This window comes from Formosa sediminum, from assembly GCF_007197735.1.
Taxonomy (GTDB): domain Bacteria; phylum Bacteroidota; class Bacteroidia; order Flavobacteriales; family Flavobacteriaceae; genus Formosa; species Formosa sediminum.
This window is the reverse complement of record NZ_CP041637.1, coordinates 971,750-997,247: the sequence shown is the minus strand read 5'-3', so window position 1 is coordinate 997,247 and position 25,498 is coordinate 971,750. Positions and strand designations below refer to the sequence as shown.

The following is a 25,498-nucleotide window of genomic DNA, read 5'->3' as shown; positions in this document are numbered from 1 at the left end:
CTTAGTTTTGTTCAAAATAATAATTGACACATTTAAACTAATATTATATAATGAAAGTAGCTGTAGTTGGTGCCACGGGTATGGTTGGCGAAGTAATGCTTAAAGTTCTTGCAGAACGTAATTTTCCATTAACAGAATTAATACCAGTTGCCTCAGAGCGCTCTGTAGGCAAAACAATTTCTTATAAAGATAAAGACTATAAAGTTGTAGGTTTAGCAGATGCGGTAGCCATGAAGCCAGATGTAGCTTTATTTTCTGCCGGAGGAGACACCTCTTTAGAATGGGCTCCTAAATTTGCAGAAGCAGGTACAACAGTTGTAGATAACTCTTCAGCTTGGAGAATGGATCCTACTAAAAAATTAATTGTTCCTGAAATTAATGCAGGAGAACTAACAAAAGACGATAAAATTATTGCTAATCCAAACTGTTCAACTATCCAGTTGGTTATGGCATTAGCACCTCTTCATAAAAAATACAAAATGAAACGTGTTGTGGTTTCTACTTACCAATCCGTTTCTGGGACTGGTGTAAAAGCTGTAAGACAACTAGAAAATGAAATTGCTGGTGTAGATGGAGAAATGGCATACCCTTACCCAATTGGTAGAAATGCTTTACCACATTGCGATGTGTTTTTAGAAAATGGATACACTAAAGAAGAAATGAAATTGGCTAAAGAACCTCAAAAAATCTTAAGCGACTCTTCATTCTCTGTTTCTGCGACTGCAGTTAGAATTCCAACCGCTGGTGGACATTCAGAATCTGTAAACGTAGAGTTTGAAAATGATTTTGATTTAACCGATGTTCGTAAATTATTAAGCGAAACACCAGGTGTTGTTGTACAAGATAATACAGATACAAATACCTATCCTATGCCAATTTATGCACACGATAAAGACGAGGTTTTTGTGGGACGTATTAGAAGAGATGAAACTCAGAAAAACACAATTAACATGTGGATTGTTGCTGACAATTTACGTAAAGGAGCAGCAACAAACACCATACAAATTGCAGAATACCTAATTGAAAACAACTTATTATAAGGTAACACCTTAAATATATTTAAAAAAAGCTCCTAAGCATTTTTGCTTAGGAGCTTTTTAGTTATTTTTGGTTTCCCTTTAATATCCGTTCGTTATGAAAAAACTACTAGTCCTTTTAACTATTTTAACACTCTTAAACGCTTGCAAAAACGAGCAAGAATTAAAAAAAAATAAAAATCAAATAGTGAATTATCCCATTACAAAAATAATAGATACCGTAAACACTTATTTTGGTGTTGAAGTTAAAGATCCGTACCGTTGGTTAGAAGATGACAGAAGTCCAGAAACAGAAGCTTGGGTAAGAGAAGAAAATAAAATAACCTATGCCTATTTAGATAAAATCCCTTTTAGAGAAGCCATTAAAAACCGATTAACTACGCTTTGGAATTACGAAAAAATAGGATCTCCATTTAAAGAAGGTGACTACAATTATTTCTATAAAAATAACGGATTACAAGATCAATATGTTATATACAGAACAAAAGGTGACAACCAAACAGAAGAAGTTTTTTTAGACCCCAATACATTTAGTGACAATGGCACAACATCTTTAGGCGGATTATCATTTTCTAAAGACGGTAGCATGGCTGCCTATTCAATTTCTGAAGGTGGAAGCGACTGGAGAAAAATTATAATCATAGATACAGAAACTAAAGCTGTTATAGAAGATACACTAGTAGATGTAAAATTTAGTAACATGTCTTGGAAAGGAAACGACGGATTTTATTATTCTAGTTACGATAAACCAAAGGGTAGTGAACTCTCAGCAAAGACCGATCAGCATAAAGTATATTATCACAAATTGGGTACAAACCAAGATCAAGACAGACTTATTTATGGCGGTACACTAGACCAAAAACACCGCTACATTAACGCAAATGTAACAGAAGACGATAAATATTTAATAATTTCACCGCGAACATCAACTTCAGGCAACAAGTTATATATAAAAGACTTAACTAAAACCAATAGTCCTTTTATACCTATTTTAGACCATGCAAATAGTGATACTTACCTATTAGATAACATAGGCAGTAAATTGTTTCTTGTTACAAATCTAAATGCGCCTAACATGAAAATTGTTACTGTAGACGCCTCAAATCCAACGCCAGAACATTGGGTAGATTTTATTCCTGAAACCGAACACGTATTAACCCCTAGTACAGGCAGCAATTTTATATTTGCTAATTATATGGCAGATGCTGTTTCTCAAATAAAACAATACGATTATAACGGAAAATTAATTAGAGAAGTTGAGCTTCCTGGTATTGGAACTGTAAATGGATTCTCTGGTAAAAAAGAAAACGAAACGCTATATTATTCATTCTCAAACTACATTACACCTGCCACAAGCTATGCATATAATCCAAAAACTGGTGTTTCAGAAGTATATGTAAAACCTAAAGTAGAATTTAATCCAGAGCAATACGAGAGTAAACAAGTATTTTACAAATCTAAAGACGGCACTAAAGTCCCTATGATTATTTCGTATAAAAAGGGAACTGAACTTAACGGAACAAACCCAACAATTTTATACGGTTATGGCGGATTTGATATTAGCTTAACTCCTGCATTTAGCATTACTAATGCATTATGGATGGAACAAGGCGGAATTTACGCTGTACCAAACTTACGAGGTGGTGGCGAATATGGCAAAGCATGGCATGATGCTGGTACTAAAATGCAAAAACAAAATGTATTTGATGATTTTATAGCTGCTGCAGAATATTTAATTGAAAACAACTATACTTCGTCTAAATACCTAGCTATCAAAGGAGGCTCTAATGGCGGATTATTAGTAGGAGCAACTATGACACAGCGACCAGATTTAATGAAAGTTGCACTTCCTGCCGTAGGCGTTTTAGACATGTTACGTTACCATACATTTACAGCTGGTGCAGGATGGGCATACGATTACGGAACAGCAGAAGACAGTAAAGAAATGTTTGAATATTTAAAAGGCTATTCTCCTGTACACAATGTAAAAGCAGGTGTAAAATATCCTGCCACGTTAATTACAACAGGAGATCATGACGACCGCGTTGTACCCGCGCATAGCTTTAAATTTGCAGCACAATTACAAAACAAACAAAAAGTTGGAAACCCAGTATTAATTAGAGTTGAAACTGATGCAGGACATGGCGCAGGTACACCAGTTAGTAAAACTATTGAACAATATGCAGATATCTTTGCATTTACACTATATAACATGGGATTTAATGCTTTACCCGATACAGAAAACTAAAAAATCACACCCTTTTTATTCTTTAAAAAGTCATTTAATTTCAATTAAATGACTTTTTTTATCTATACACATCCTTAAACAAATTACAGAAAGACAACAATTAAAAAACTAAACACTAATACCTTTACACTCCAACTTCCTTATATTACCTTAGTTTTTAAGAAGATAATTTTACAGGGCAAAGCATTTCTAACTTAAAATGCTATAAGTTTAACAAACGAAAACTTATCTTCGTTATAACTAAACCTAATATTAATCAAATTCAACCTTTAATGTCTTTGAATGATTTAAAGATTAAACTAGATAATAAATACACTAAAGTTCTATTTAGTGATTACTACGACACGATAATTCATAGAACGGTTCACCCAAATTACACCCTAAAATTATGGGCCAAGTACATGATTATAGAATTAGGATTAGACCTGACGTATGATGCGTTATATTTTATAAGACAAGAGGCTTTAGCACATCTTTGTGAAAAATTAAAAAAAAACAATGTCGAAATTCCTTATGAAATTTTAATCGGGGATGTTTTTATAAGGTTGGTTAATTCTAATTATATAGATTACAGTTGCAAATCTCGTTTTTTTGAGCTTTTTGAAACCATCGATTTTAAAACAGAAAGTAGTGTACAGTATATAAATGAAGACGTAGTAAATACCATAAAAACATTTAAATCTAAGGGCGGAAAAGTGTATTTGGTTTCAGATTTTTACGGCTCTAAATCTTTATTCGAAAAATTATTACAATATCACGGTATCTCAACTCTTTTTGATGATATTTTTAGTTCCTCCATGCTTCAAACCAGCAAACATGCAGGCACACTTTATAAAACAGTTTTAGAGACTCTTTTAATAACAAATCCTAGCGAAGTTGTAATGATAGGAGACAATCAAAGAAGTGATTATGACAACGCTATTACAAACAAATTAAATGCCCATAAACTACCACACGATAAATATTTAAAACAAAATAGATTAAATGCCTTAGGTAACGATTTTAAATCAACTAAAAAAGTTATAAATACTATATACAAAAAATCAAAGAAAAAGGACATTATGCCTTTTACACAGTATATTATTTATTATCATTTTTTTATTGAAAGACTATATATTAAATGCAAAAAAGAAAGGGTAAAAAATTTATTTTTCTTAGCTAGAGAGGGCCAATTTTTAAAACAAATATTCGATTCATATCAAGAGTTTCACCTTATTGATACCAATTCAAAAATCAATACTCATTATTTAAAAACATCTAGACAAGCTTCTATTCAAATTAATTTAGAACCTTTAGAGACAGAACCTTTTTTATATTTAAAGGATAAATATCCAGAATTATCTATTGCAGATTTTTTAATCTTTTTTAATTGTCCAGAGTCTACACAACACACAATTATTAAAGCTTTAAACATTAGCGCTAATGCACCTATTAAAGACTTTTTTAAGTCTGAGGTTTTTGAAAAATTAAAACAAAACGAAACTTTTATTGCATTCTATAAAACACATAGAGAAACCAATAGAAACAGTTTTAATGCTTACATTAATGCCTTTGGAGTAGACATTGAAAAAGAAGGAATTTACTTGGTAGATATTGGCTGGGGCGGAACCATGCAAGAATCTTTATATGGATTTTACAAATCGGAAATACCGGTTACGGGTTACTATTTAGGATTAAGATACATTTACAATATTCAGGAAAAAACAAAACGCGATGGTCTTATTTTTTCCATATTACCATTCACATCTTATACCGACTACTTGCTTATGGCAAATAACCAATATTACGAACAATTTTCGGCAGCAAATCACGGCAGTGCAGTCGAGTATACCGATACAGCTAAATATGTGATTGAAAAACATAATCCTGAAGAAAAATGGTTGTACGAAACTTATATTGAAACTCACCAAAAACAAATGCTAGGGTTTCACCAAGAGTTACTTAAAAACTTAGAAACCGTTTGTTATGACCAAAACATGATTCAGCAAATTATAGCTAAAATTGCTCTTAAAACAGGACTTTTTTACAATAAAAAAACATTACAATTTATAGACAGTTTAAACTCTGGATTCTATCAAAATATAGGGACAAACACAGTTGGCTTAAAATATGAAAAACAAGAATTAGGTAACCCCATAAGTTATTTAATTACATTTATTAAAACGCCTGAAGTTGTGTTTAGATATGTCACAAAACTTAAACCTGTTTTATATCAAAAAAATAAAATTTTAGCCTTTCTTACCCCAAGTTATTTTATTTACTTGTATTATTTACTTAATAAATTTATACGATTTAGTATTTTAAAACCGCTATTTTTACTTAAATATACATACTTTAAAAATAATTAATACCCAAGTAAATTACAGCGATTTCAAACTATGCTTCAAGTTCAAAATATATCATTTGGTTACGACGATAAAACCATTTTAGACCACATTTCTTTTTCTGTAGCACCAGGCGAACAACTGTCTATTATAGGAGAAAGTGGTTCTGGAAAAAGTACTATTTTAAAACTGCTTTACGGCACATATGATTTACCTGAAGGTGAAATCTTGTGGAAAAACCAACCTATTCTAGGTCCAAAATACAATTTGGTTATTGGGTATGATTTTATGAAATATGTCGCCCAAGAATTCGATTTAATGCCTTTTATTACTGTTAAAGAAAACATTGGAAAATTCCTATCTAATTTCTATCCAGAAGAAAAAGAACAACGCGCTAAAGAACTCATTGCTCTAGTTGATTTAGTAGAATTTACTGACGTAAAAGTAAAACTATTAAGTGGCGGACAAAAACAACGTGTTGCGCTAGCACGAGCTATTGCTAAAGAGCCTGAAATTATTTTGTTAGACGAGCCTTTTAGTCATATTGATAATTTTCAGAAACAAACCTTAAGGCGTAATCTCTTTAAATATTTAAAAGAAAAAAATATAAGTTGCGTAGTCGCTACCCACGACCGCGAAGATGTATTACCTTATGCAGACCATATGATTGTTTTAAACAACGGAAAAATAATTGCCAATAATACGCCTGAAAATTTATATAAACAGCCAGAAAAGCCTCTTATTGCATCTTTTTTTGACGAATTTAATACCATGAGAGCTTCGTCTTTAGGAATAAACGCTACCTCAGAACCCATTTTTGTATATGCTCATGAATTGCAACTCACAAAATCTCCTGCTCTAGAAGTACGCGTTACTCAAAATTATTATAGAGGACACCAATATTTAGTAGAAGCTGAATACCAATCTAAAGCTATTTTCTTTTACCATAACACAGCTCTTCCTCCAAATACTACTGTACACTTACAACTAAATGTAGCAGCTAAAAAACGTTTAAAATCTTAAATTTTTGATTTCTAAAACTTACATCTTCACCTGCTTGTTTTGAAATCAGAAGCTTACCAATTGGCGTATTGGGAGCTATAGCGAAATAAATTATATTATTTACTAAAATTTGGCCAGCACTAATTGCTATAAAATAGTTAGAAATATCTGTAATTACAGCACTTCCCAAGCAAATTGTATGTGATGTTTTAGAAACATCTATTTTAGACAATGCTTGTTTTACTTGATTAACTTCAGAGAGCTGTACACCAAATTTCTCCCGTTCTAATTGTAACATCGCACGACCTGTTTCATGCTTATCCCCTGCAGTACTTTTAGTTTCAGACGTTAAAGCGTCTTGAACTTCGGCTATATTATGTTGCACATTTGCCAACCGTTTTTCAATAAATAGCTCACAATGTTTTAAAAGCTGTTGTTTAATTTCGGTATTATTCATTATTGGTTATTAAATTGTAAAGGACCAAAAAGTGCCATTTGTTTTACAATCCACACTTTTCGTTTTTGAATATACGAAGACGCCGGATTGGCCCTATAAACTCTAGGGTTAGGTAAAATTGAAGCTATCGCAGCAGCCTGATATGCAGTTAATTTTGAGGCAGATGTTTTAAACCAATACTCCGCAGCAGCTTCACAGCCATAAATCCCTTTACCCATTTCTATACTATTTAAATACACCTCTAAAATACGTTCCTTATCCCAACATAATTCAATAATAAACGTAAAATACGTTTCTAAACCTTTACGTAACCAACTTCTCTCTGGCCATAGAAATATATTTTTTGCGGTTTGCTGACTAATTGTGCTTCCGCCACGTATTCGCTTACCGCTTTTATTTGCAGTAAATGCTTTTTCTACAGCTTTAAAATCGACCCCATTATGTTTTAAAAAATTCTGATCTTCACTACAAATCACAGCCTTTTGCATGGCATTAGATATCTGATCTATAGATACCCAATGGTGTTTCCATGACTTTGGCATCGCGTTTTCTGAAGTTTCAAAACTACGAATAATCATGAGTGGAGTTATATAAACTGGAATGTATTTATATATAAAAACGACCAAAAACGAACTAAATACAAACCAAAACAATAACTTAAAAAGAAATCTAAAAACTTTTTTCATACCTAATTTAGTGACTAACTTCTTTCTCTTCAAAATCGATATTTTCATTAAAAATATCTAATACTAGCCTCTTAAGTTGCTCTTCAAATAACTGAATTGTTTGTTGATCTATTGCAGTTATTTTAGTTGCTCCTTTTCCTGATTTATCTTTTTTAGTAAACTTTAAAAACCCCGCATTTAAATTTTTAAAAGAAACAATTCCGGCCTCTATTGGATATTGTAATATCCCTAAAGACTGCATCATATACGCATAACAAAGAATTTGAAATGGTTTACTATATTTATCATAATCTGTTGTAAGCTCCTCCCAATCTATAATTTCTACTTGTGATTGGCTTACTTTCCCTGTCTTATAATCTATAATACGTGTGGTACCATCATATTCATCTACACGGTCTACTTTCCCTCCAATAGTTATAGGAAAATCTAGTTCTGGAATATTAATCTCTACCTGTTTAAAATCTGCCTCAATAGCAATAATTTTAATAACTCTACCTGCATTAATGGCTTTTAATTCTGCATTTAAAAAGTTTAACACATACCGTTTAGCAATTTCAAAACTAATTAGATTTTTACCTGTACTAATATCACCTTCATTATAGGTCATTTTAAAATGATGCAATACAGTTGTAGCTATTTTAGTTTTCATTTCGGTAATATGTTCTACCGTTAATTGCATTCCTTCTAGTGGCTTATAGAAATCTTCTAAAGTATTATGTACCACTGTTCCTAGTGTATTGGCGGCTACGGTTTCTTCTACCTCATCATACTCCTTAATTTTTAATACTTTTTGAAAATAGAAATCCATCGGATTCCTCATATAACTTGTAAGAGAAGATGGAGAAAACCCACGCTTGGCAATCTCCTTTAAGCGTTGTATAACCAAAGGAGATTTAGAAACTGTTTTTAATTTATGTTCTACAAGATTTACTGTTGGTGTTGCTATAGCATGGTTTAATGTATGAACATGTTCTAACTCCAATTGTGTAATAAACCTACTCTTCTCTCCTCCTGCTAATGCATCAGGCTCTGTATTATAAAGTATATATACATGTTCTGCACGTTGTAGCAAACGGTAAAAGTGATACGTATAGACCGCGTCTTTTTCTTTAAATGTAGGCAACTTATTTTCTAATTTTACATCTAAAGGAATAAAGGAATTATTACTCTTTCCTGCTGGCAAAACCCCTTCATTAACAGATGAAATAATTACTGTTTTAAAATCTAAAACCCGAGATTCTAACATTCCCATAATTTGTAACCCCTGAAGAGGTTCACCCTGAAAGTCTAATGTTTCGCTACTTAGCAGTTCTTTATACACTTGGTGTAATGAACTTATAGATTGAAAATAATTGTATGTAGTATTTAAGCGATCTAACTCGTTAAAAAGCTCATGAAACTTATAAGTATATTCTAAACTTAATATCTGTTCGTCTTTGGACTTATTTAAATGATTTTTTAAGACTAAAATAAACGCTTTAGAATTACTTAAGGCTTTTGCTGCACTATTCCCCCAAGATTCAAATAACAGCGTTAATACAGGCTTAAAAACATCACTTAACTCCATTAATTCTGAAGAGGTAATAAACACTATGTTATTAGACTGAATAGTTTCTATAAGTTTAGTCGCATGGTCTATTTGATTATCTAATAATAAAAGGCGAATAAATTGATGTGATAATATAGAAATAACGTCTTTATAATAAAATGCTTTAGGGTTATTTTTATGCAAATTAAACAGACTCTCAAATAAAGATGCTAATGGAATGGATTTTAAAGGAAACCCCATTGTTACATTAAGCTTCTTTATATACTCTGGTATAGAATTTAATAGAGGTAGCAACAGATCTTCATTACCTAAAACAATTGCCGTACTTTCTAACTTATTTTCGGGTGTCTGTAATGTTTTAAGAATGTTACCTATATATTTGGCTTGCCCAATATTTTTAGGCACACCTACTACATTTATAGTTTTATTATTTTTATAATTTTCGGTAACCCAATGAAACGGATGTGTTTTAAAATAGTTCCATTTTTTTGCATGTTGTCTTGTAAATAGTCCGGCATCATGAACTGGGTTCTCGTAAAACATTTTATCTATATCCCAATAAATTAAAGCATCTGTATGTTCTAGAATATGTTGAATTATAGATTCCTCTGCAGTGTTTAAAGCATTGAATCCTAAAAACACATGTTGTATTTTATGTTCTTTGATGTAGGTATTGACATGAGCCTCTGCTTGTCTGTATACTAATCCTTGATATCCTAATTTATTTTCTAATAAATGATTGGTAAAATGAGTGTAATATGCATTAAGTTTATTCCAGAATGCTAAATAATTTTTAACAAAATCTGTTTTTTCAGTTTCAAGAGACCAGTGTTTTAATTCTTGAATAGCACCTAAATAATCAAATATTTTATCTTGAGGAATAAGGTACCTATCAATTTCATTAAAATCTTGAAGCAATATTTGAGCCCATTTTGAAAACACTTCAAAAGAATCTGGGTTAGGTTCTGTATGTAATGTAGTATAAGTGTTATAAAATTGAAACAATAACTCTGTATTAGAGACTGTTTTTAATCCAGAAATAGATTCAACAAAATCTTCAATACTTAATATTTCTGGAGCAAACATGGTTGTTTTAGTCGATCTTGAAAGTTGATGCTTTAAGAATGTACCTGCACGTTTACTTGGAAGAATAAATTTTAATTCGGAAAGGTTAAGTCCTTTTTCTTGTAGGTTAATAATAACCTCTTCTATAAAAGTTGTCATTGTATAAAAATAAAAAACGCCTCGAATAAACGAGGCGTTTTATAAAATTATATTTTAACAGATTTAGTCTTATTTAACTAAGTTAATTTCAACACGTCTGTTATTAGCTCTACCAGCTCTAGTTTTGTTAGAATCGATTGGCTTAGTTTCACCGTATCCTTTAGAAGATAATCTAAATTCATCGATACCATTTTTCACTAAGTAATCTTTTACAGATAATGCTCTAGATTCAGATAACTTCATGTTTAAAGAATCAGATCCTGAACTATCAGTGTGACCTTCAACAGTAAATTTAGCATTAGGATATTCTTTTAAGATATCGATAATGTTTTTTAATACTTCTTCAGAGTGAGCTTTAATAGAAGATTTACCTGTATCGAATAAGATAGTTTTAGCATATTCATTTAAAGATTTTTGAACAGCTTCAGATAATTCTGGACATCCGTTGTTTGCAACAGTACCAGGAATATCTGGACACTTATCATCTTTATCAATTACAGTGTCACCATCTTTATCTGGCCAAGGACATCCATTGTTTTCAGCAGGACCTGCTTCGTTTGGACATTTATCATCTCCATCAGCAACACCATCGCCATCAGCATCAGGACAACCGTTTAATTCTTTTAACCCAGCAACTTCTGGACAAGCATCATCAGGATCAGCTACACCGTCTCCGTCTGTATCAGGACATCCGTTAAATTCTGCAGTACCAGCTTCGTTTGGACAAGAATCTTTACTATCTTCAATACCATCTCCGTCTGTATCAGGACAACCATTAAACATTGCTAAACCAAATACATCTGGACAAGCATCGTTTTTGTCGTATACACCATCTTTATCAGTGTCTTTTCCTCCAAATTTAATTGTAATTCCAGCTGAATGTTGGAAGTGAGAATCTAAGTAATCTTCAAAAGCATGTTTGTAAGAAGATTGTAATGTAAGACCGATGTTATCAGTAAACCATACGTTGAATCCTAAAGACCCGTTAATAGTTCCTGCTCCAATTTCGTCGACCCAAGTGTAACCTCCACCAACACCAACGAAAGGATTGAATACGCTAGTATTTAAGAAACCATACTTAAACGTACCATCAAGTCCGTAGTAAGATAAATCAGAAACTGACTCTTCTCCGTAATTTTCGATTTTATTAATAGATCCTGTTACTCCAAAAGACAAACCACCTGTGATGTGACGTGCTACAGAAATAGTTGATAAAGAAGGTAAAATGTTCCAGTGATCTCCTACATTAAAATATTCGTCTCCGAATCCTTCACCGAAAGGGGCTCCATCTCCGTTAGGATAGAAATCGACTGCATTTACTCCAAAGCCAATCGCCCAAGGGTTGTTTTCATCTTGCGCATAAGTGTTGCTAAAACCAAATACCAGCAACATTGCGAACAATAATCTGCTAAGATTTTTCATATTCAAAAGTTTAATTTTTAAGTGTTAATTGTAAACAAAAGTAAGTTGTTAAATATTATTAACAAAGACAAATATAAAAAAATATTAACAATAATTATGGATTTCGCAATGTTTAGAAGGGTTTTACATAATACCTAAGCATTTATTAGCTCCTTAAAATAACATTTATAGAATATATCCGAAATTTCACCTAATTAACAGCATGTTACATCGCAAAATTTGAATTTAATTTTACATATCTTAATCTTTTTTTTAAATAATTATGTTATTACTTTTAACATTTAACTTATTATTTTAAAGGATGCTTTTATCTTAATTTTTAGACATAGCAAATTTGAATTTCTTCATTAATATATATCAGTATTTTTTTTACAACTCTATAATGCATGCGTTCTAAACAGTCTTGGTATTGCACTAGCTGTTGCTTATGTTTTTCTAATTCTGTTCCTGTTTTGTAATCTATAATAATAACCTCCCTGTTTGGTGTTATAACTAATCGGTCTGGTCTTAATATAGAGCCATCTTTATTAATGATATCGCGTTCTGTATAAATAATATTTTGCGATGTAAAATACAATTGCAATTCTTGGTGCGTTACAATTTGTAAAATAACATCTTGAAGCTCGTCTAACTGCGGTTTTGTTATAAGTCCAGACTGTTCTGCATCGTTCAACACCAATGTAACATCTGCTGTGGTTTTTATTTTTGCCATTAAATTATGTATAAGATTTCCTTTTTCAATTGCATCTTGTTGTTTCGTATCCCATAAATACCCGCTATTTGCTATAATTTTAATATTATGATCTTTTTTTGCGGTTGTTATAAACTCCAAATTAAGTTGTTTAGGTTTATCTAAAAGATTTTCAGAATGTTCTGATTTGGTATTTTTTATTGGATCACCAAATTGATACGTATACGTATCGGAGTTCCACAGTTGTTGCTGCATTAAGTAATCTATAAACAAACCACTATACAGTTTTGTATTTACTTTCTGATTGTTATCTAATGCCAAACTGCTAATTATATAAAGCTGTTCTACCGGACGTGTTAACGCAACATATAAAAGGTTTAAACTATCTAATTCTAATTCGGACTGATGTTTTTCACTTATAATTTCTCCGTCTTTACCAAAAGCTTCAAAATTAGTTTTGTTATAATCTAATAACGTAACAGGGAAATTATTGAAATCATCTGATTTTAAAGGAAACCACTCTTTAGGCTCTATATCCTCGTATATATTTAAATCGGCAAAGGGAAAAATAACAACCGGAAACTCTAACCCTTTAGACTTATGTATAGTCATAATCTGTACTGCATCCTGACCTTCTGGAGAGACTATACTTAGTTTATCTATTTTAGCTTCAAAATAATCTAAGAATCCAAATATATCTGAATTTTTTTTCTGAGTAAACTCTAAAACAACATCTAAGAAGTACTGAATATAGGCATTAGAATGTGTAACAATATTAAATTCTCTTACCAAAGTTTCAAACATATCAAACATTGGTAATTGTATTAATGCACTTGCATTACTAAATATATTGAACTGCTCAAAACTAGAAAATAAGGCCTCATTATCTAGCGAAATATGCGCTGTAAAAAAAGCATGTTTATCTTCAATTTTGTATGTATTGGCTAAGAAATATAAAATTTCTGCTTTTATTTCAGCATTTTTAGGCTGAAATAAAAGTGTTGCTAAATGCGTGATAAATATAACTTCTGGAGCTTGCTTTATTAATAACAATTCAGAAGAAATTATAGGCACTTTTTGTGCTGTTAAATATTGTGCTGTTGAGACCGCATTTTTAGTCTTACGCACCAATATGCATATATCTTTTAACTGATATCCGTTAGCAAGACAAGATTGTATAGTACGATACACATGTTCTGCATAGAGTTGCGTACTATCTTCGTTTTTTAAATCTAAAAAAGTGAGGTTAACATATCCTGTATTTGGGTTTTTTATATTTTGGCTAGCACGCTTGTAGAGTTTACTGTAAGTGGTGTTACTAAAAGCGACATCCGATAAGTAATCAAAAAAAGAATTATTAAATCTTATAATTTCTTTAAAACTTCTAAAATTAGTATCTAATGTCTCTAATGTTTTTGATGTATTAAATGGGTTGGTTGAGAAATCTGGATCTGATAATTCTATAAATTGTTCGGCTTTACCACCACGCCATCTGTAAATGGCCTGCTTAGCATCGCCCACAAGCATGAGAGATCCCGGGTCTTTTTCAATATCGTGTGCATCTATGGCTTCAGAAATTAACGGAATTAAATTTTGCCATTGCATGGTAGAAGTATCCTGAAATTCATCTATAAAGTAATGATTAAACTTCTCCCCCAAACGTTCGTAAATAAAAGGTGTGGGTTGCGCTGCAATTTCATTACTTATTAAGGTATTAAATTCTGAAATCAACATTTTATTTTCTTCAACTTTTAATGCAGTTAATTCTTGATTAATGGCATTTAAAACGGAAAGCTGTGTTAAGTTTTTACGTATTGTTATTGTAAATTTTAATGCATAAATTAACTCTTTAGTCTTATAAAAATAATCTGCAATTTTTGGTTGAAGCCGATCTAATGTTCCTGCTAGATCTGCATTATTTTTTACACGTGCTGGATATAAAGAGTGCGAATCAATCTTAGTTTGCCAAGCGGTATTAAAATTTACATTAAAATCGCCTTCACTTAATTTTTTAAAATATGAAGGTGCATATTTCCCTGTAAAATCAGCAAATTCTATTCCATTAGTTTTTAGTAAATCTAAAACCTCTAATGCGAGCTCTGTTATTGCTGCTTCAGAAGCTTTAATATCTGTCCTTAATTGCTTTTTAAGCGTATTAAAATCGGACAACGTTTTATCTTTTAATACTTCTAAATACGGAATGTCATTCTCATTAATTAAAAGTTTGGCTATCTTATATAAATCTAAAGCAATATTCCAACTTTTATCGTCGTCTGCTTTCTCTAAAGCAAATTGCACTAGTACATCTGTAATTTCTTTAGTAGTCCCTGCTTTTGCTATTAAGCGATCTACTGCTTTTTGTAGTAACGTATCAGAATCTAAATCGACTTCAAAGTTTAAAGGTAATTTTAAATCGTGTGCAAATGTTCTTATTATACGATGAGTAAATCCATCAATAGTCGAAATTTCAAATGCCGCATAATTATGAATGATTGTATGCAATAAAACTTTTGCTTTACTATGCAAAGCTTCTGGTTGTACATTTAAGTCATGACACAACAAATTAAACATATCATTCTCACCATTTAAAACCGAGGGATTAGAAAACTCTTTAAGCGTTTTTATAATACGCTCCTTCATTTCAAACACGGCCTTATTTGTAAAGGTTATTGCTAAAATGTTCTTAAATTGAAAATGACTTTGAGATTTAAATAAGATTGTTAAATACGCTTTTACAAGCGTAAATGTTTTTCCACTTCCAGCTGAGGCATCATAAATAGTGAAAGTTGTACCGAGTTCCATATTTTTTATAAAAAAATTTAACACAATATAAGAACTGTCAATGATTTGATAACTATTAATTATTTTTAATTGACGTGTATTATCCTTAAATTTGAAAAAAGGAATTTTTATTAATCATAAAAAACTATAATAATATGGCTTTCGAATTACCGAAATTACAATACGCTTACGATGCATTAGAACCACATATCGATGCACGTACAATGGAAATACACCATACAAAACACCACCAAGGATATACTACTAAATTAAATGGTGCTATAGAAGGAACAGATTTAGAAGGAAAATCTATTGAAGACATTCTTACAAATTTAGATATGAGCAATTCTGCTGTTAGAAATAACGGTGGAGGATTTTATAACCACTCTTTATTTTGGGAAATTTTAAACCCTGAAGGTAAAGGAAGATTATCTGGTGAATTAAAAGCTGCTATTGAAGATGCTTTTGAAAGTGTTGATGCTTTTAAAGAAGCTTTTAGTAATGCCGCTGCAACACAGTTTGGTTCTGGATGGGCTTGGTTATGTGTACATAAAGGAGGAAAAGTATCTGTATGTTCAACACCAAACCAAGACAACCCTTTAATGCCAGGTGTAGATTGTGATGGAACACCAATTTTAGGATTAGATGTATGGGAACACGCATACTATTTAAACTACCAAAATAAAAGACCAGAATACATAAGTGCATTTTTTAATGTAATTAACTGGAATGAAGTAGAACGTCGTTATGCAGAAGCAAAGTAATTAGACGTTTTAATGTTTTAAATGATCGGACTGTATTTATATATGGTCCGATTTTTTTTTATACCTATATAAAATGAAAAAGGCGAACCTATTAAGTTCACCTTTTTGCCCCAAATCTACCATGAACTTAACCTACTTATGTTATGGTGAAGCAAATATATATTGAACTAGCATATTCAAAAAAAAAAATTAGTTAAACGGAAAAAAATGAGGTTAAACTACATAATTTTTAAGAATTTTACTTTTTTAAAGCTTAAAAAGGCATTTTAAATTCACATGTTAACCATACATGTTATAATACTAGATTTATAATTATATATGCTTACAGGCGGAACATAGAAATAATATTTTCTATATAACTACATCATTATTCAATTAAAGAAAGTTAGTGTATGGACGGCAGCAGATGCTCTGTATGTTTTACAAAGGCAGTAATTTTAAAATATAAAGGGGAATTTAGAATTACTTTTAGGTAAGTTTCAAAAAAAAACTCCGAATTATATAATTCGGAGTTTTTTTTAATCTTCTTCAGAAGGCTGTTCCATAACAAAATCTTCCATAAACTTAGTGGTATAATTTCCAGCTACATAATCTGGATGATCCATTAATTGTCTATGAAAAGGAATTGTTGTTTTTATTCCTTCAATTACGAACTCATCTAAAGCACGTTTCATTTTACTTATCGCCTCTTCTCGAGTTTGCGCAGTTGTAATTAACTTTGCAATCATAGAATCGTAATTAGGCGGTATACTATAGCCTGCGTACACATGTGTATCTAAACGTACTCCGTGTCCGCCTGGCGCATGTAAGGTAGTAATACGTCCCGGTGAAGGGCGAAAATCATGATAAGGATCTTCTGCATTTATACGGCATTCTATGGCGTGTAAATTAGGTGTATAATTTTTTCCTGTAATTGGCTCACCTGCAGCCACAAGAATTTGCTCTCTAATTAAATCAAAATCAATTACTTGCTCTGTTATTGGGTGCTCTACTTGTATACGAGTATTCATTTCCATAAAGTAAAAGTCTCGGTGCTTATCTACTAAAAATTCAATAGTACCAACACCTTCATACTTTATAAATTCAGCTGCACGTACAGCTGCTTTACCCATTTCGTCTCGTAATTTCTTCGTCATAAATGGCGAAGGTACTTCTTCTGTCAATTTTTGATGACGACGTTGTACTGAACAATCACGTTCTGATAAATGACACGCTTTTCCTGTAGAGTCTCCTACAATTTGGATTTCAATATGTCTTGGTTCTTCAATAAGCTTCTCCATATACATACCATCGTTACCAAAGGCTGCTTTAGCTTCTTTTCTTGCAGATTCCCAAGCATCTTTTAAATCGGCTTCTTTCCATATTGCACGCATACCTTTACCACCACCACCTGCAGTTGCTTTTAACATAACAGGATATCCTGTTTCCAAAGCAATTTTCTGACAAGTTTCGAAGTCTGGAATAATTCCATCACTTCCAGGAACACAAGGTACTCCTGCAGCTTTCATGGTTGCTTTTGCTGTTGCTTTATCTCCCATTTTGGAAATCATATCTGCAGATGCACCGATAAATTTAATATCGTGTTCCTCACATATTTTAGAAAATTTAGCATTTTCTGAAAGAAAACCGTATCCTGGGTGTATAGCATCTGCATTTGTAATTTCTGCAGCAGCAATAATATTAGACATTTTTAAATAGGAGTCACTACTTGGAGCAGGCCCAATGCAAACGGCTTCGTCTGCAAATTTAACGTGCAAGCTTTCTGCATCGGCTGTAGAATATACTGCAACCGTTTTTATCCCCATTTCTTTACAGGTTCTAATAACACGTAGTGCTATTTCCCCTCTATTTGCTATTAGTATCTTCTTAAACATAACATATATAATTTAAAAATCTCAAATTCCAAATTCCAATTGTGTTGGGATTTGATTTGGAATTTCAAAATTTGTTATGATGGATCTACCAAAAATAACGGTTGATCGAATTCTACCGGAGATGCGTCATCTACTAGTATTTTCACTATTTTACCTGAAACTTCAGACTCTATTTCGTTAAAAAGTTTCATGGCTTCAATAATACAAAGTACATCACCTTCACTTATAGTTTGCCCAACTTCTACAAACAACGGTTTGTCTGGTGATGGTTTTCTATATAAAGTTCCGATAATTGGAGACTTAATAGTAATATACTTTGAATCTGGATCTGCTACAGGAGCAGCAGTTTCTGGAGTTACTGCAGCTACTGGTTGTGGTACAACTGGAGCCTGAGCTACAGGAGCACCTACAGGTATTTGTTGAACATACGTTGTAGTTTCTGCTTTATCGTCACCACCTGTTTTAATGGTAATCTTTACATCATCTGTTTCTAATTTAACCTCGCTTGCACCTGATTTGGCAACGAATTTGATTAAATTTTGAATGTCTTTTAAATCCATAATAAATTAGATTTTAAAATAAGTTATTATTAGTGAATTAGGAATTGTAAGCCCAAGTTAAATAAATAGATCCCCATGTAAAACCACCTCCAAAAGCTGCAAACACTAATTTATCGCCTTTTTTAAGTTGTTTTTCATAATCAAAAAGTAATAAAGGTAAAGTTGCAGAAGTGGTATTACCGTAACTTGCAATATTAGTCATTACTTTTTCAGAATCTAATTCAATTCTATTAGCTGTTGCATCTATAATACGTTTATTTGCTTGATGGGCTACTAACCAAGAAATATCGTCTTTAGATAAATTATTGCGTTCTAATATTTTTACGGCTACGTCTGCCATATTAGAAACTGCATTTTTAAAAACTGTCTTTCCATCCTGAAACACAAAATGTTTACCTTCGGCCACAGCTTCTTGGGTTACAGGATAAGATGATCCGCCATAGGTTGCTTGTAGAAAATCTCTACCGCTACCATCGCTTCTTAAATATTCGTCGTGAAATCCTAAACCTTCAGTATTAGGTTCAAATAGCACTGCACCGGCACCGTCTCCAAAGATAATACAAGTTGCACGGTCTTTATAGTTAATCATTGAAGAGTTTTTATCTGCTCCAATTAATAATATTTTTTTGTAACGTCCGCTTTCTATATAGCTAGACGCTGTAGACATACCAAACAAAAAGCTTGAACATGCTGCTTCCAAATCATAAGAAAATGCATTTACAGCTCCAATTGCTGTTGCTGTGAATGCAGCAGTCGCAGCTGCTTTCATATCAGGTGTAGCTGTAGCTACAATTACTAAATCGATTTCTTTAGGATCTACACCAGATTTATCAATAAGGTCTTGAGCTGCTTTTATGGCAAGAAATGAAGTTCCCTTTCCGTCTTCTTTTAAAATACGACGTTCTTTAATTCCAGTTCTAGAAACAATCCATTCATCGTTTGTTTCAACCATAGATTCTAACATCTTGTTGGTTAAAACATGCTCTGGTACATATCCTCCTACAGCTGTAATAGCCGCTGTTATTTTACTCATACAGTATAAATTATTGAACCAATAAATTAAACAATTAGACCTTAAACATTATTTAGTTGGCCAAATTACTTAATTTTTTAATTTAATTAGATGCAAATTAAGTTGTTTTTGACTTATAGTAAACTATATGACAAAAAAAACGCTCACAAGGAGCGTTTTTTTATATGCATGCATAATAATTATGCTAAATTTTCTTCAACTTCTGAGTTGTCAATTAATACTTGACCTCTGTAGTATAATTTACCTTCGTGCCAGTGTGCTCTGTGATATAAGTGAGCTTCTCCTGTTGTTGGACACGTAGCAATTTGTGGCGCAGTTGCTTTGTAATGTGTTCTTCTTTTATCTCTTCTAGTTTTCGAGATTTTTCTTTTAGGATGTGCCATTTTCTATTTATTTATTATCCGTTAATAGTTTTTTTAATGTATTCCAACGAGGGTCTGTCTCCTCTTGGTCTTCTTTTTCTTCCTGTATTTTAGGACTTAATTCTTCTAATTTACTAAGCAATTCAGATTGTAATGTACCATCTTCAATGCCTGGGTGTACATGTTTTGTAGGGACTGCTAATACAATTAATTCGTAAATATACTGTTGTATATTTATTTCATACTCACCATGAGGTATAACTAACAGATCAATTTCATCATCATTGTACTCTTCTCCAAAATTCACTACCAAATCAAATTCATTTTGAATGGGCTGATCGTAAGGTTCGTTTGTAATATCACAATAAACATTTACGGTTCCCGAAATTTCAAAATGCAACTCTAGTAAAGTGGTCTTTTTTTCTAAAAGCACATGAACTTGTACATTAGCATCATTAAAATCTTCATACTCAAAATGTGTAAAGAACTCCTGTCCAATTTGATAGTCGAATTCATGTTTACCTAATTTTAATCCAACAAATTGGATTGTAAATTCTTTCAACAACTTCATTTTCATATCTAATTTGAGCCTGCAAATATATGAATTTTTATTTTACACAAGCTTACTTATAAACATTTTTTTGTTTATATCTTTTTTTAATACTATTTTATACTCTTTTTACAAGTGTTTCGTACTCTAAACGGTGTTTAAAAATCTGAATACCTGCAAATAAAGCTTCTTTAAAAGAGGTTTCGTTTGCAATACCTTTTCCTGCAATCTCAAAAGCTGTGCCATGATCTGGAGATGTTCTTACTTTACTTAGTCCAGCTGTATAGTTTACTCCTTCTCCAAAAGATAACGTTTTAAACGGAATTAAACCTTGATCGTGGTAGGAAGCAATAATAGCATCGAAATTTTTATAATTGTTTGACCCAAAAAAACTATCGGCTGCATAAGGACCAAATACAAGCTTACCTGTATCCTTTATTTTTTTTAGTGTTGGACGTAATATCGTATCGTCTTCATTGCCTATTACTCCGTTATCTCCTGTATGCGGATTTATACCTAAGACAGCTATTTTTGGTTTAGAGATTTGAAAATCTTTTTGTAGTGAATGGTATACTGTTGCAATCTTACTTTCAATTAATTCTGGTGTAATATGATTAGCCACTTCGCTAACTGGAACATGGTCTGTTAACAAGCCTACTTTTAAAAAGTCGGTAATCATAAACATTAAGCTCTCTCCTTCTAATTGCTCTGCTAAATAATCTGTATGCCCAGGAAATTTAAATTTATCGGATTGTATATTATGCTTATTAATAGGCGCAGTAACCAATACGTTAATAGCATCGTCCTTTAATGCTGCTGTTGCGGCTTCTAGAGATCTAATTGCATATTCTCCTATTTTAAAATCTTCTTTTCCAAAATTTATAGATACATTTTCTTTCCAAACATTTAGCACATTAACCTTACCTATTATAATTTGATTAACATGATTAATTCCATTAAAATTGATATCCATTTTAAAGTGATTTTTAAAATAAGACATAACCTTAACAGATGCGAAAATCACTGGTGTACAGAACTCTAAAATTCTTGGATCTTCAAAAGTCTTTAAAATTATTTCTCCACCAATACCATTCAAGTCTCCAATTGAAATTCCAACTATTATATTTTCTTCTTTCTTCATTAAACTTGATAACTATTTTGTTTGTAATTTTACCATTACAAATTTAACCAAATAAATGAATTAATATGTTTACAGGAATAATAGAAAATTTAGGTCGTGTTGCCAATCTTAAATCAGATCAAGATAATCTTCATGTAACCATAGAAAGTCATTTAGCTTCTGAATTAAAAATAGATCAGAGTGTAGCTCATAACGGCGTATGTTTAACTGTTGTAGAAATAAACGACAACACTTATACCGTTACAGCTATTAAAGAAACTTTAAACAAAACAAATTTAGGCACACTAAAAATTGATGATTTAGTAAACCTAGAACGCGCCATGTTGTTAGGAGACCGATTAGATGGGCACATAGTTCAGGGCCATGTAGATCAAACAGCTACATGTATAGATATTAAAGAAACCAACGGAAGCTGGCTTTTTACCTTTGAATACGATAAATCGTTAAATAATATAACTATTGAAAAAGGCTCTATTACTGTAAATGGTACAAGTTTAACTGTTGTAGATTCTAAACGCAATCAATTTAGTGTGGCAATTATTCCTTTTACATATGAGCATACTAATTTTAAATATTTTAAATTAGGAGATGCGGTAAATTTAGAATTTGATGTTTTAGGCAAGTACGTAAAACGCTTATTAGAATTTGATATTAAATAATCTTATCTCTTTAAAGATTTTTTAATGCCATAAAAGGCTCCTGCGGCTATAAGCAAAGACAAGCCTCCGTCTATAGGTGTCCCTGGAGGATTTGGAGCTCTTTCAGTACTCCCATCACCCATTGGAGTAGGTAATTGTTGCGAGAAACTAGTAGTTACTGCAACAAAAAAAAATAATAAAATGAAAATGTATTTATTCTGCATCATATTAATTATAAATCTCTAACAATTAGTTAAAACACTAGTATTTCTACTAATCACTAAACGGCGGTAAATTTAACATATTTTAATTTACTTAAACAAGTATTTATTAAGCTATTTTACTGAATTAAACTATTTTTCAAAATTTCACAAATTAAATACACAATTCGCAAGAATTACACCCAAGTATAGCATTTTAATTAAAAGAATGAATTTAAAAAAACTCTTTTTAATCCTATAAAAGTATATTACATTTAATATTCACTACAATAAATTATATATTAAAATAATTTTCACAACTTTATAGTATAATTAATCTTAGCTATTTTTATAATTTTATAATCATTTAAATAAAAAATCTTAACTATAGATATTTTCATTTATGAAAAAACGCACCACATTAAAACAAATTGCTTCTGTATTTAATGTATCTATAGCAACTGTTTCTAAAGCATTAAAAGATAGTCATGAAATTAGCATAAATACGAAATTAAAAATTCAAGAATATGCTAAAACTAACAATTACAGACCCAACAGCATTGCTTTAAGCTTACTACAAAGAAAAACAAAAACCATAGGTGTGATTATGCCTTCTATATTAAATCCGTTTTTTGTTAAAATATTTAGTGGTATTGAGCATATTGCTAACACCAAAGGTTATAATGTAATTACCATTGTATCTCATGGGAAATTAGATAAAGAAATGACATCTATTCATATGCTTGAAAATGGATTAATTGATGGTTTACTAATTTCATTAAGTGAAGAAACCGAAGCAAAACAATATTACAAACATTTAGAAGAATTTATTGATCAAGCAGGACCAATAGTAATGTTTGACCGTGTTTCTGATTTAGTTGAAACAGACAAAGTTATTGTAGATGATTTTAACTGCGCCTATAAAGCCACCGAACACCTTATAAAAACTGGTTGCAAACACATCTCTGTCGTTTCTACTTTAAACAATATTGGTATAATTAAATTAAGAATAAATGGATATTTAAAAGCATTAGAAAACCACAATATTCCCATTAATAGAAAAATAATAAATTTAATAAAGCCAGGATACGATTTTGAAACCGAAATAAAAACAATGCTTGATTACCAAAAAGTTGATGCTATTATTGGTTTAGAAGAGTTTTCTGCAGTAGAATCTATGGTTATTGCTCAAGCAAGAGGATATAAAATTCCAGAGGACATCTCTATTATAAGTTTTACAAACAGTGATTTTTTTAAATACACAAATCCTCCTATTACCTGTATAAACCAACATAGTGTTTTTATGGGAAGAACAGCTGCTGAGATTTTAATTTCAAAAATTGAAGACCCAACCAATGTGTTTGAAACTAAAACTATAAAAACCAATTTAATAGAACGACAAAGCACAAAACCATTAGTATATAACTAGTCGTTTTGTGCTTAGTGTTTTAAACTTTAAAATGCTTATTCTATTCTTTTTTAGACCATAAATCATTCATATCTTCTAAGGTTTTTCCTTTAGTTTCTGGGATAAATTTCCATACAAAAATAGCAGCCAAAACTCCCATTAAACCATAAATCCAATATGCAAATCCATGATTAAACTGCTCTATTAAATAGCTGTTTTTATCTAGCATTGGGAATGTCCATGACACTAAATAATTTGCAATCCATTGACAAGCTACCGCAATAGCCAAGGCTTTTCCTCTAATATTATTTGGAAAAATTTCTGATAAAAGCACCCAAGTTACTGGTCCCCAACTCATAGCAAATCCTGCAACATAAACTAACATACAAATTAAAGAAAAGAGCCCTAAGGAATGCATAAAAAACGAGGTTCCTAAAGCAAACATAGCTATAGCCATTGCTAATGCTCCAATTATCATTAAAGGTTTTCTACCAAATTTATCTACAGTTTGCATTGCCAAAACGGTGAATAATAAATTTATTGCTCCCACAATAATGGTTTGTAATAATGCCGTATCTGTACCAGATCCCATACTTTTAAAAATTTCAGGCGCATAATATAAGACGACATTAATACCTACAAATTGCTGAAAAACTGATAATAAAATTCCAAATATTATTATTGGTACACCATAAGAAAAGAGTTTACCAGAATTTGCTGTTACCGTATTTTTAATCTCAGCCAAAATAACTTTAGCTTGAGTCTCTCCGTTTACCCGCACCAAAACGCTTAATGCTTGAGCAGGTTTTGATTTTAAAACTAAAGATCTTGGTGTATCTGGTACAAAGAGTAAGAAAAATAAAAATAAACTGGCAGGAATAATTTCTGAAGCAAACATCCAACGCCAACCTATAGCACTTAACCATTCATCATTCCCTAAACTAGAGATATAATAATTAACAAAATAAACAATTAACATCCCTAATACAATGGCAAACTGATTCATAGAGACTAGACGCCCACGATTTTCGGCAGGCGCAATTTCGGCAATATAGAGCGGCGATAGCATAGATGCTAAACCAACTCCTACACCACCAATAATACGATATACTATAAAGAAGTACATAAATGTATGATCGCCTTCTCCTATTGGCTTTATAAACAACTCTGGAGCAGACGAACCTATAGCCGAAATTAAAAATAAGACTGCCGCTAAAATCAAGCCGTTTTTTCGTCCTAATTTCCGACTAATATATCCACCGGAAACACCTCCTAATATGCACCCAATTAAGGCACTAGAGACTAAAAACCCTAAACGCGCATTAGATGCCATTTCAGGCAGGCCAAAGGGTAATACAAAAAACTGTTCTAAAGAACTTACAGTACCCGATATTACTGCTGTATCGTAACCAAAAAGTAAACCTCCTAAAGTGGCTACTAAAGTTAAGCGCCATAAAAAGGCAGAATTATGAGAAGTTGACGTCATGTTATAGTTTGTTTGTTAAATTAATACTGAAAAACAAAAGTTATAAGTTGCAAAAAAACTG

The 25,498-nt window shown here is 31.7% G+C and carries 20 protein-coding genes; 7 read left to right on the top strand and 13 right to left on the bottom strand.

All coding sequences use genetic code 11. The features are described from left to right. The first annotated feature begins 50 nt into the window (after positions 1-50). The 4 genes from FNB79_RS04435 (at position 51) to FNB79_RS04420 (ending at position 6,632) form a co-directional block, all read left to right on the top strand. Positions 51-1,040 carry an aspartate-semialdehyde dehydrogenase gene (locus FNB79_RS04435; protein ID WP_143380156.1) on the top strand — a complete coding sequence of 330 codons (990 nt, stop codon included), beginning with the start codon at positions 51-53 and terminating at the stop codon, positions 1,038-1,040. 94 nt (positions 1,041-1,134) lie between these two features. Further along, entirely contained in the window at positions 1,135-3,285 is a 2,151-nt protein-coding gene (locus tag FNB79_RS04430) for a prolyl oligopeptidase family serine peptidase (protein WP_143380155.1), read from the top strand. 272 nt (positions 3,286-3,557) lie between these two features. After that, the gene (locus tag FNB79_RS04425; protein WP_143380154.1) at positions 3,558-5,633 is read left to right on the top strand and encodes an HAD family hydrolase; all 2,076 of its coding nucleotides are present in this window, start codon (positions 3,558-3,560) and stop codon (positions 5,631-5,633) included. Between the two features lie 30 nt (positions 5,634-5,663). Then, entirely contained in the window at positions 5,664-6,632 is a 969-nt protein-coding gene (locus FNB79_RS04420; RefSeq protein WP_143380153.1) for an ABC transporter ATP-binding protein, read from the top strand. Here FNB79_RS04420 and FNB79_RS04415 read toward each other — a convergent pair. The 5 genes from FNB79_RS04415 to FNB79_RS04395 form a co-directional block, all read right to left on the bottom strand. Continuing rightward, entirely contained in the window at positions 6,610-7,068 is a 459-nt protein-coding gene (locus FNB79_RS04415; protein ID WP_143380152.1) for a 3-oxoacyl-ACP synthase, read from the bottom strand. The two genes, FNB79_RS04420 and FNB79_RS04415, sit on opposite strands and share 23 nt — an antisense overlap. Continuing rightward, positions 7,068-7,754: a monofunctional biosynthetic peptidoglycan transglycosylase gene (mtgA, locus tag FNB79_RS04410; RefSeq protein ID WP_143380151.1), complete on the bottom strand. Its 687-nt coding sequence runs from the start codon at positions 7,752-7,754 to the stop codon at positions 7,068-7,070. Before mtgA ends, FNB79_RS04415 begins: the two co-directional genes overlap by 1 nt. Before the next feature lie 7 nt (positions 7,755-7,761). Further along, the gene (locus FNB79_RS04405; RefSeq protein WP_143380150.1) at positions 7,762-10,527 is read right to left on the bottom strand and encodes a PD-(D/E)XK nuclease family protein; all 2,766 of its coding nucleotides are present in this window, start codon (positions 10,525-10,527) and stop codon (positions 7,762-7,764) included. Between the two features lie 69 nt (positions 10,528-10,596). Further along, a complete protein-coding gene (locus FNB79_RS04400) occupies positions 10,597-11,949 on the bottom strand; it encodes an OmpA family protein (RefSeq protein ID WP_143380149.1) in 1,353 nt (450 codons plus the stop codon). 319 nt (positions 11,950-12,268) lie between these two features. After that, complete coding sequence (locus FNB79_RS04395) at positions 12,269-15,442, bottom strand: UvrD-helicase domain-containing protein (RefSeq protein ID WP_143380148.1); 3,174 nt, start codon at positions 15,440-15,442, stop codon at positions 12,269-12,271. A gap of 134 nt (positions 15,443-15,576) precedes the next feature. Here FNB79_RS04395 and FNB79_RS04390 point away from each other — a divergent pair, with 134 nt between their 5' ends. Then, a complete protein-coding gene (locus FNB79_RS04390; protein WP_143380147.1) occupies positions 15,577-16,185 on the top strand; it encodes a superoxide dismutase in 609 nt (202 codons plus the stop codon). Between the two features lie 518 nt (positions 16,186-16,703). On the opposite strand, the gene accC is transcribed toward FNB79_RS04390, so the two are convergent. The 6 genes from accC to pdxA all read right to left on the bottom strand — a co-directional run bounded on the left by accC (position 16,704) and on the right by pdxA (position 21,705). Then, a complete protein-coding gene (gene accC / locus FNB79_RS04385) occupies positions 16,704-18,059 on the bottom strand; it encodes an acetyl-CoA carboxylase biotin carboxylase subunit (RefSeq protein ID WP_143380146.1) in 1,356 nt (451 codons plus the stop codon). Between the two features lie 74 nt (positions 18,060-18,133). Next, positions 18,134-18,619, bottom strand: coding sequence for an acetyl-CoA carboxylase biotin carboxyl carrier protein (gene accB / locus FNB79_RS04380; RefSeq protein WP_143380145.1), 486 nt, complete (start codon positions 18,617-18,619; stop codon positions 18,134-18,136). 37 nt (positions 18,620-18,656) lie between these two features. Next, positions 18,657-19,652, bottom strand: a complete 996-nt coding sequence (locus FNB79_RS04375) for a beta-ketoacyl-ACP synthase III (RefSeq protein ID WP_143380144.1) — start codon at positions 19,650-19,652, stop codon at positions 18,657-18,659. Positions 19,653-19,831: 179 nt separating this feature from the next. Further along, positions 19,832-20,035 (bottom strand): 50S ribosomal protein L32, encoded by a 204-nt coding sequence (gene rpmF, locus FNB79_RS04370; RefSeq protein ID WP_007647175.1) that lies wholly within the window; start codon positions 20,033-20,035, stop codon positions 19,832-19,834. Positions 20,036-20,042: 7 nt separating this feature from the next. Then, positions 20,043-20,585 (bottom strand): YceD family protein, encoded by a 543-nt coding sequence (locus FNB79_RS04365; protein ID WP_143382559.1) that lies wholly within the window; start codon positions 20,583-20,585, stop codon positions 20,043-20,045. Positions 20,586-20,682: 97 nt separating this feature from the next. Beyond that, positions 20,683-21,705, bottom strand: a complete 1,023-nt coding sequence (gene pdxA, locus FNB79_RS04360) for a 4-hydroxythreonine-4-phosphate dehydrogenase PdxA (RefSeq protein ID WP_143380143.1) — start codon at positions 21,703-21,705, stop codon at positions 20,683-20,685. 65 nt (positions 21,706-21,770) lie between these two features. On the opposite strand from pdxA, the gene FNB79_RS04355 reads away from it, so the two are divergent. Then, entirely contained in the window at positions 21,771-22,364 is a 594-nt protein-coding gene (locus FNB79_RS04355) for a riboflavin synthase (RefSeq protein ID WP_143380142.1), read from the top strand. A gap of 2 nt (positions 22,365-22,366) precedes the next feature. Here the strand turns inward: FNB79_RS04355 and FNB79_RS04350 are convergent, their stop codons facing one another. Further along, positions 22,367-22,570, bottom strand: a complete 204-nt coding sequence (locus FNB79_RS04350; RefSeq protein ID WP_221932590.1) for a PID-CTERM protein-sorting domain-containing protein — start codon at positions 22,568-22,570, stop codon at positions 22,367-22,369. Positions 22,571-22,946: 376 nt separating this feature from the next. Here FNB79_RS04350 and FNB79_RS04345 point away from each other — a divergent pair, with 376 nt between their 5' ends. Beyond that, positions 22,947-23,972 (top strand): LacI family DNA-binding transcriptional regulator, encoded by a 1,026-nt coding sequence (locus tag FNB79_RS04345; RefSeq protein WP_143380141.1) that lies wholly within the window; start codon positions 22,947-22,949, stop codon positions 23,970-23,972. A gap of 40 nt (positions 23,973-24,012) precedes the next feature. Here FNB79_RS04345 and xylE read toward each other — a convergent pair whose 3' ends face one another. Next, a complete protein-coding gene (xylE, locus tag FNB79_RS04340; RefSeq protein ID WP_143380140.1) occupies positions 24,013-25,437 on the bottom strand; it encodes a D-xylose transporter XylE in 1,425 nt (474 codons plus the stop codon). Between the last annotated feature and the right edge of the window lie 61 nt (positions 25,438-25,498).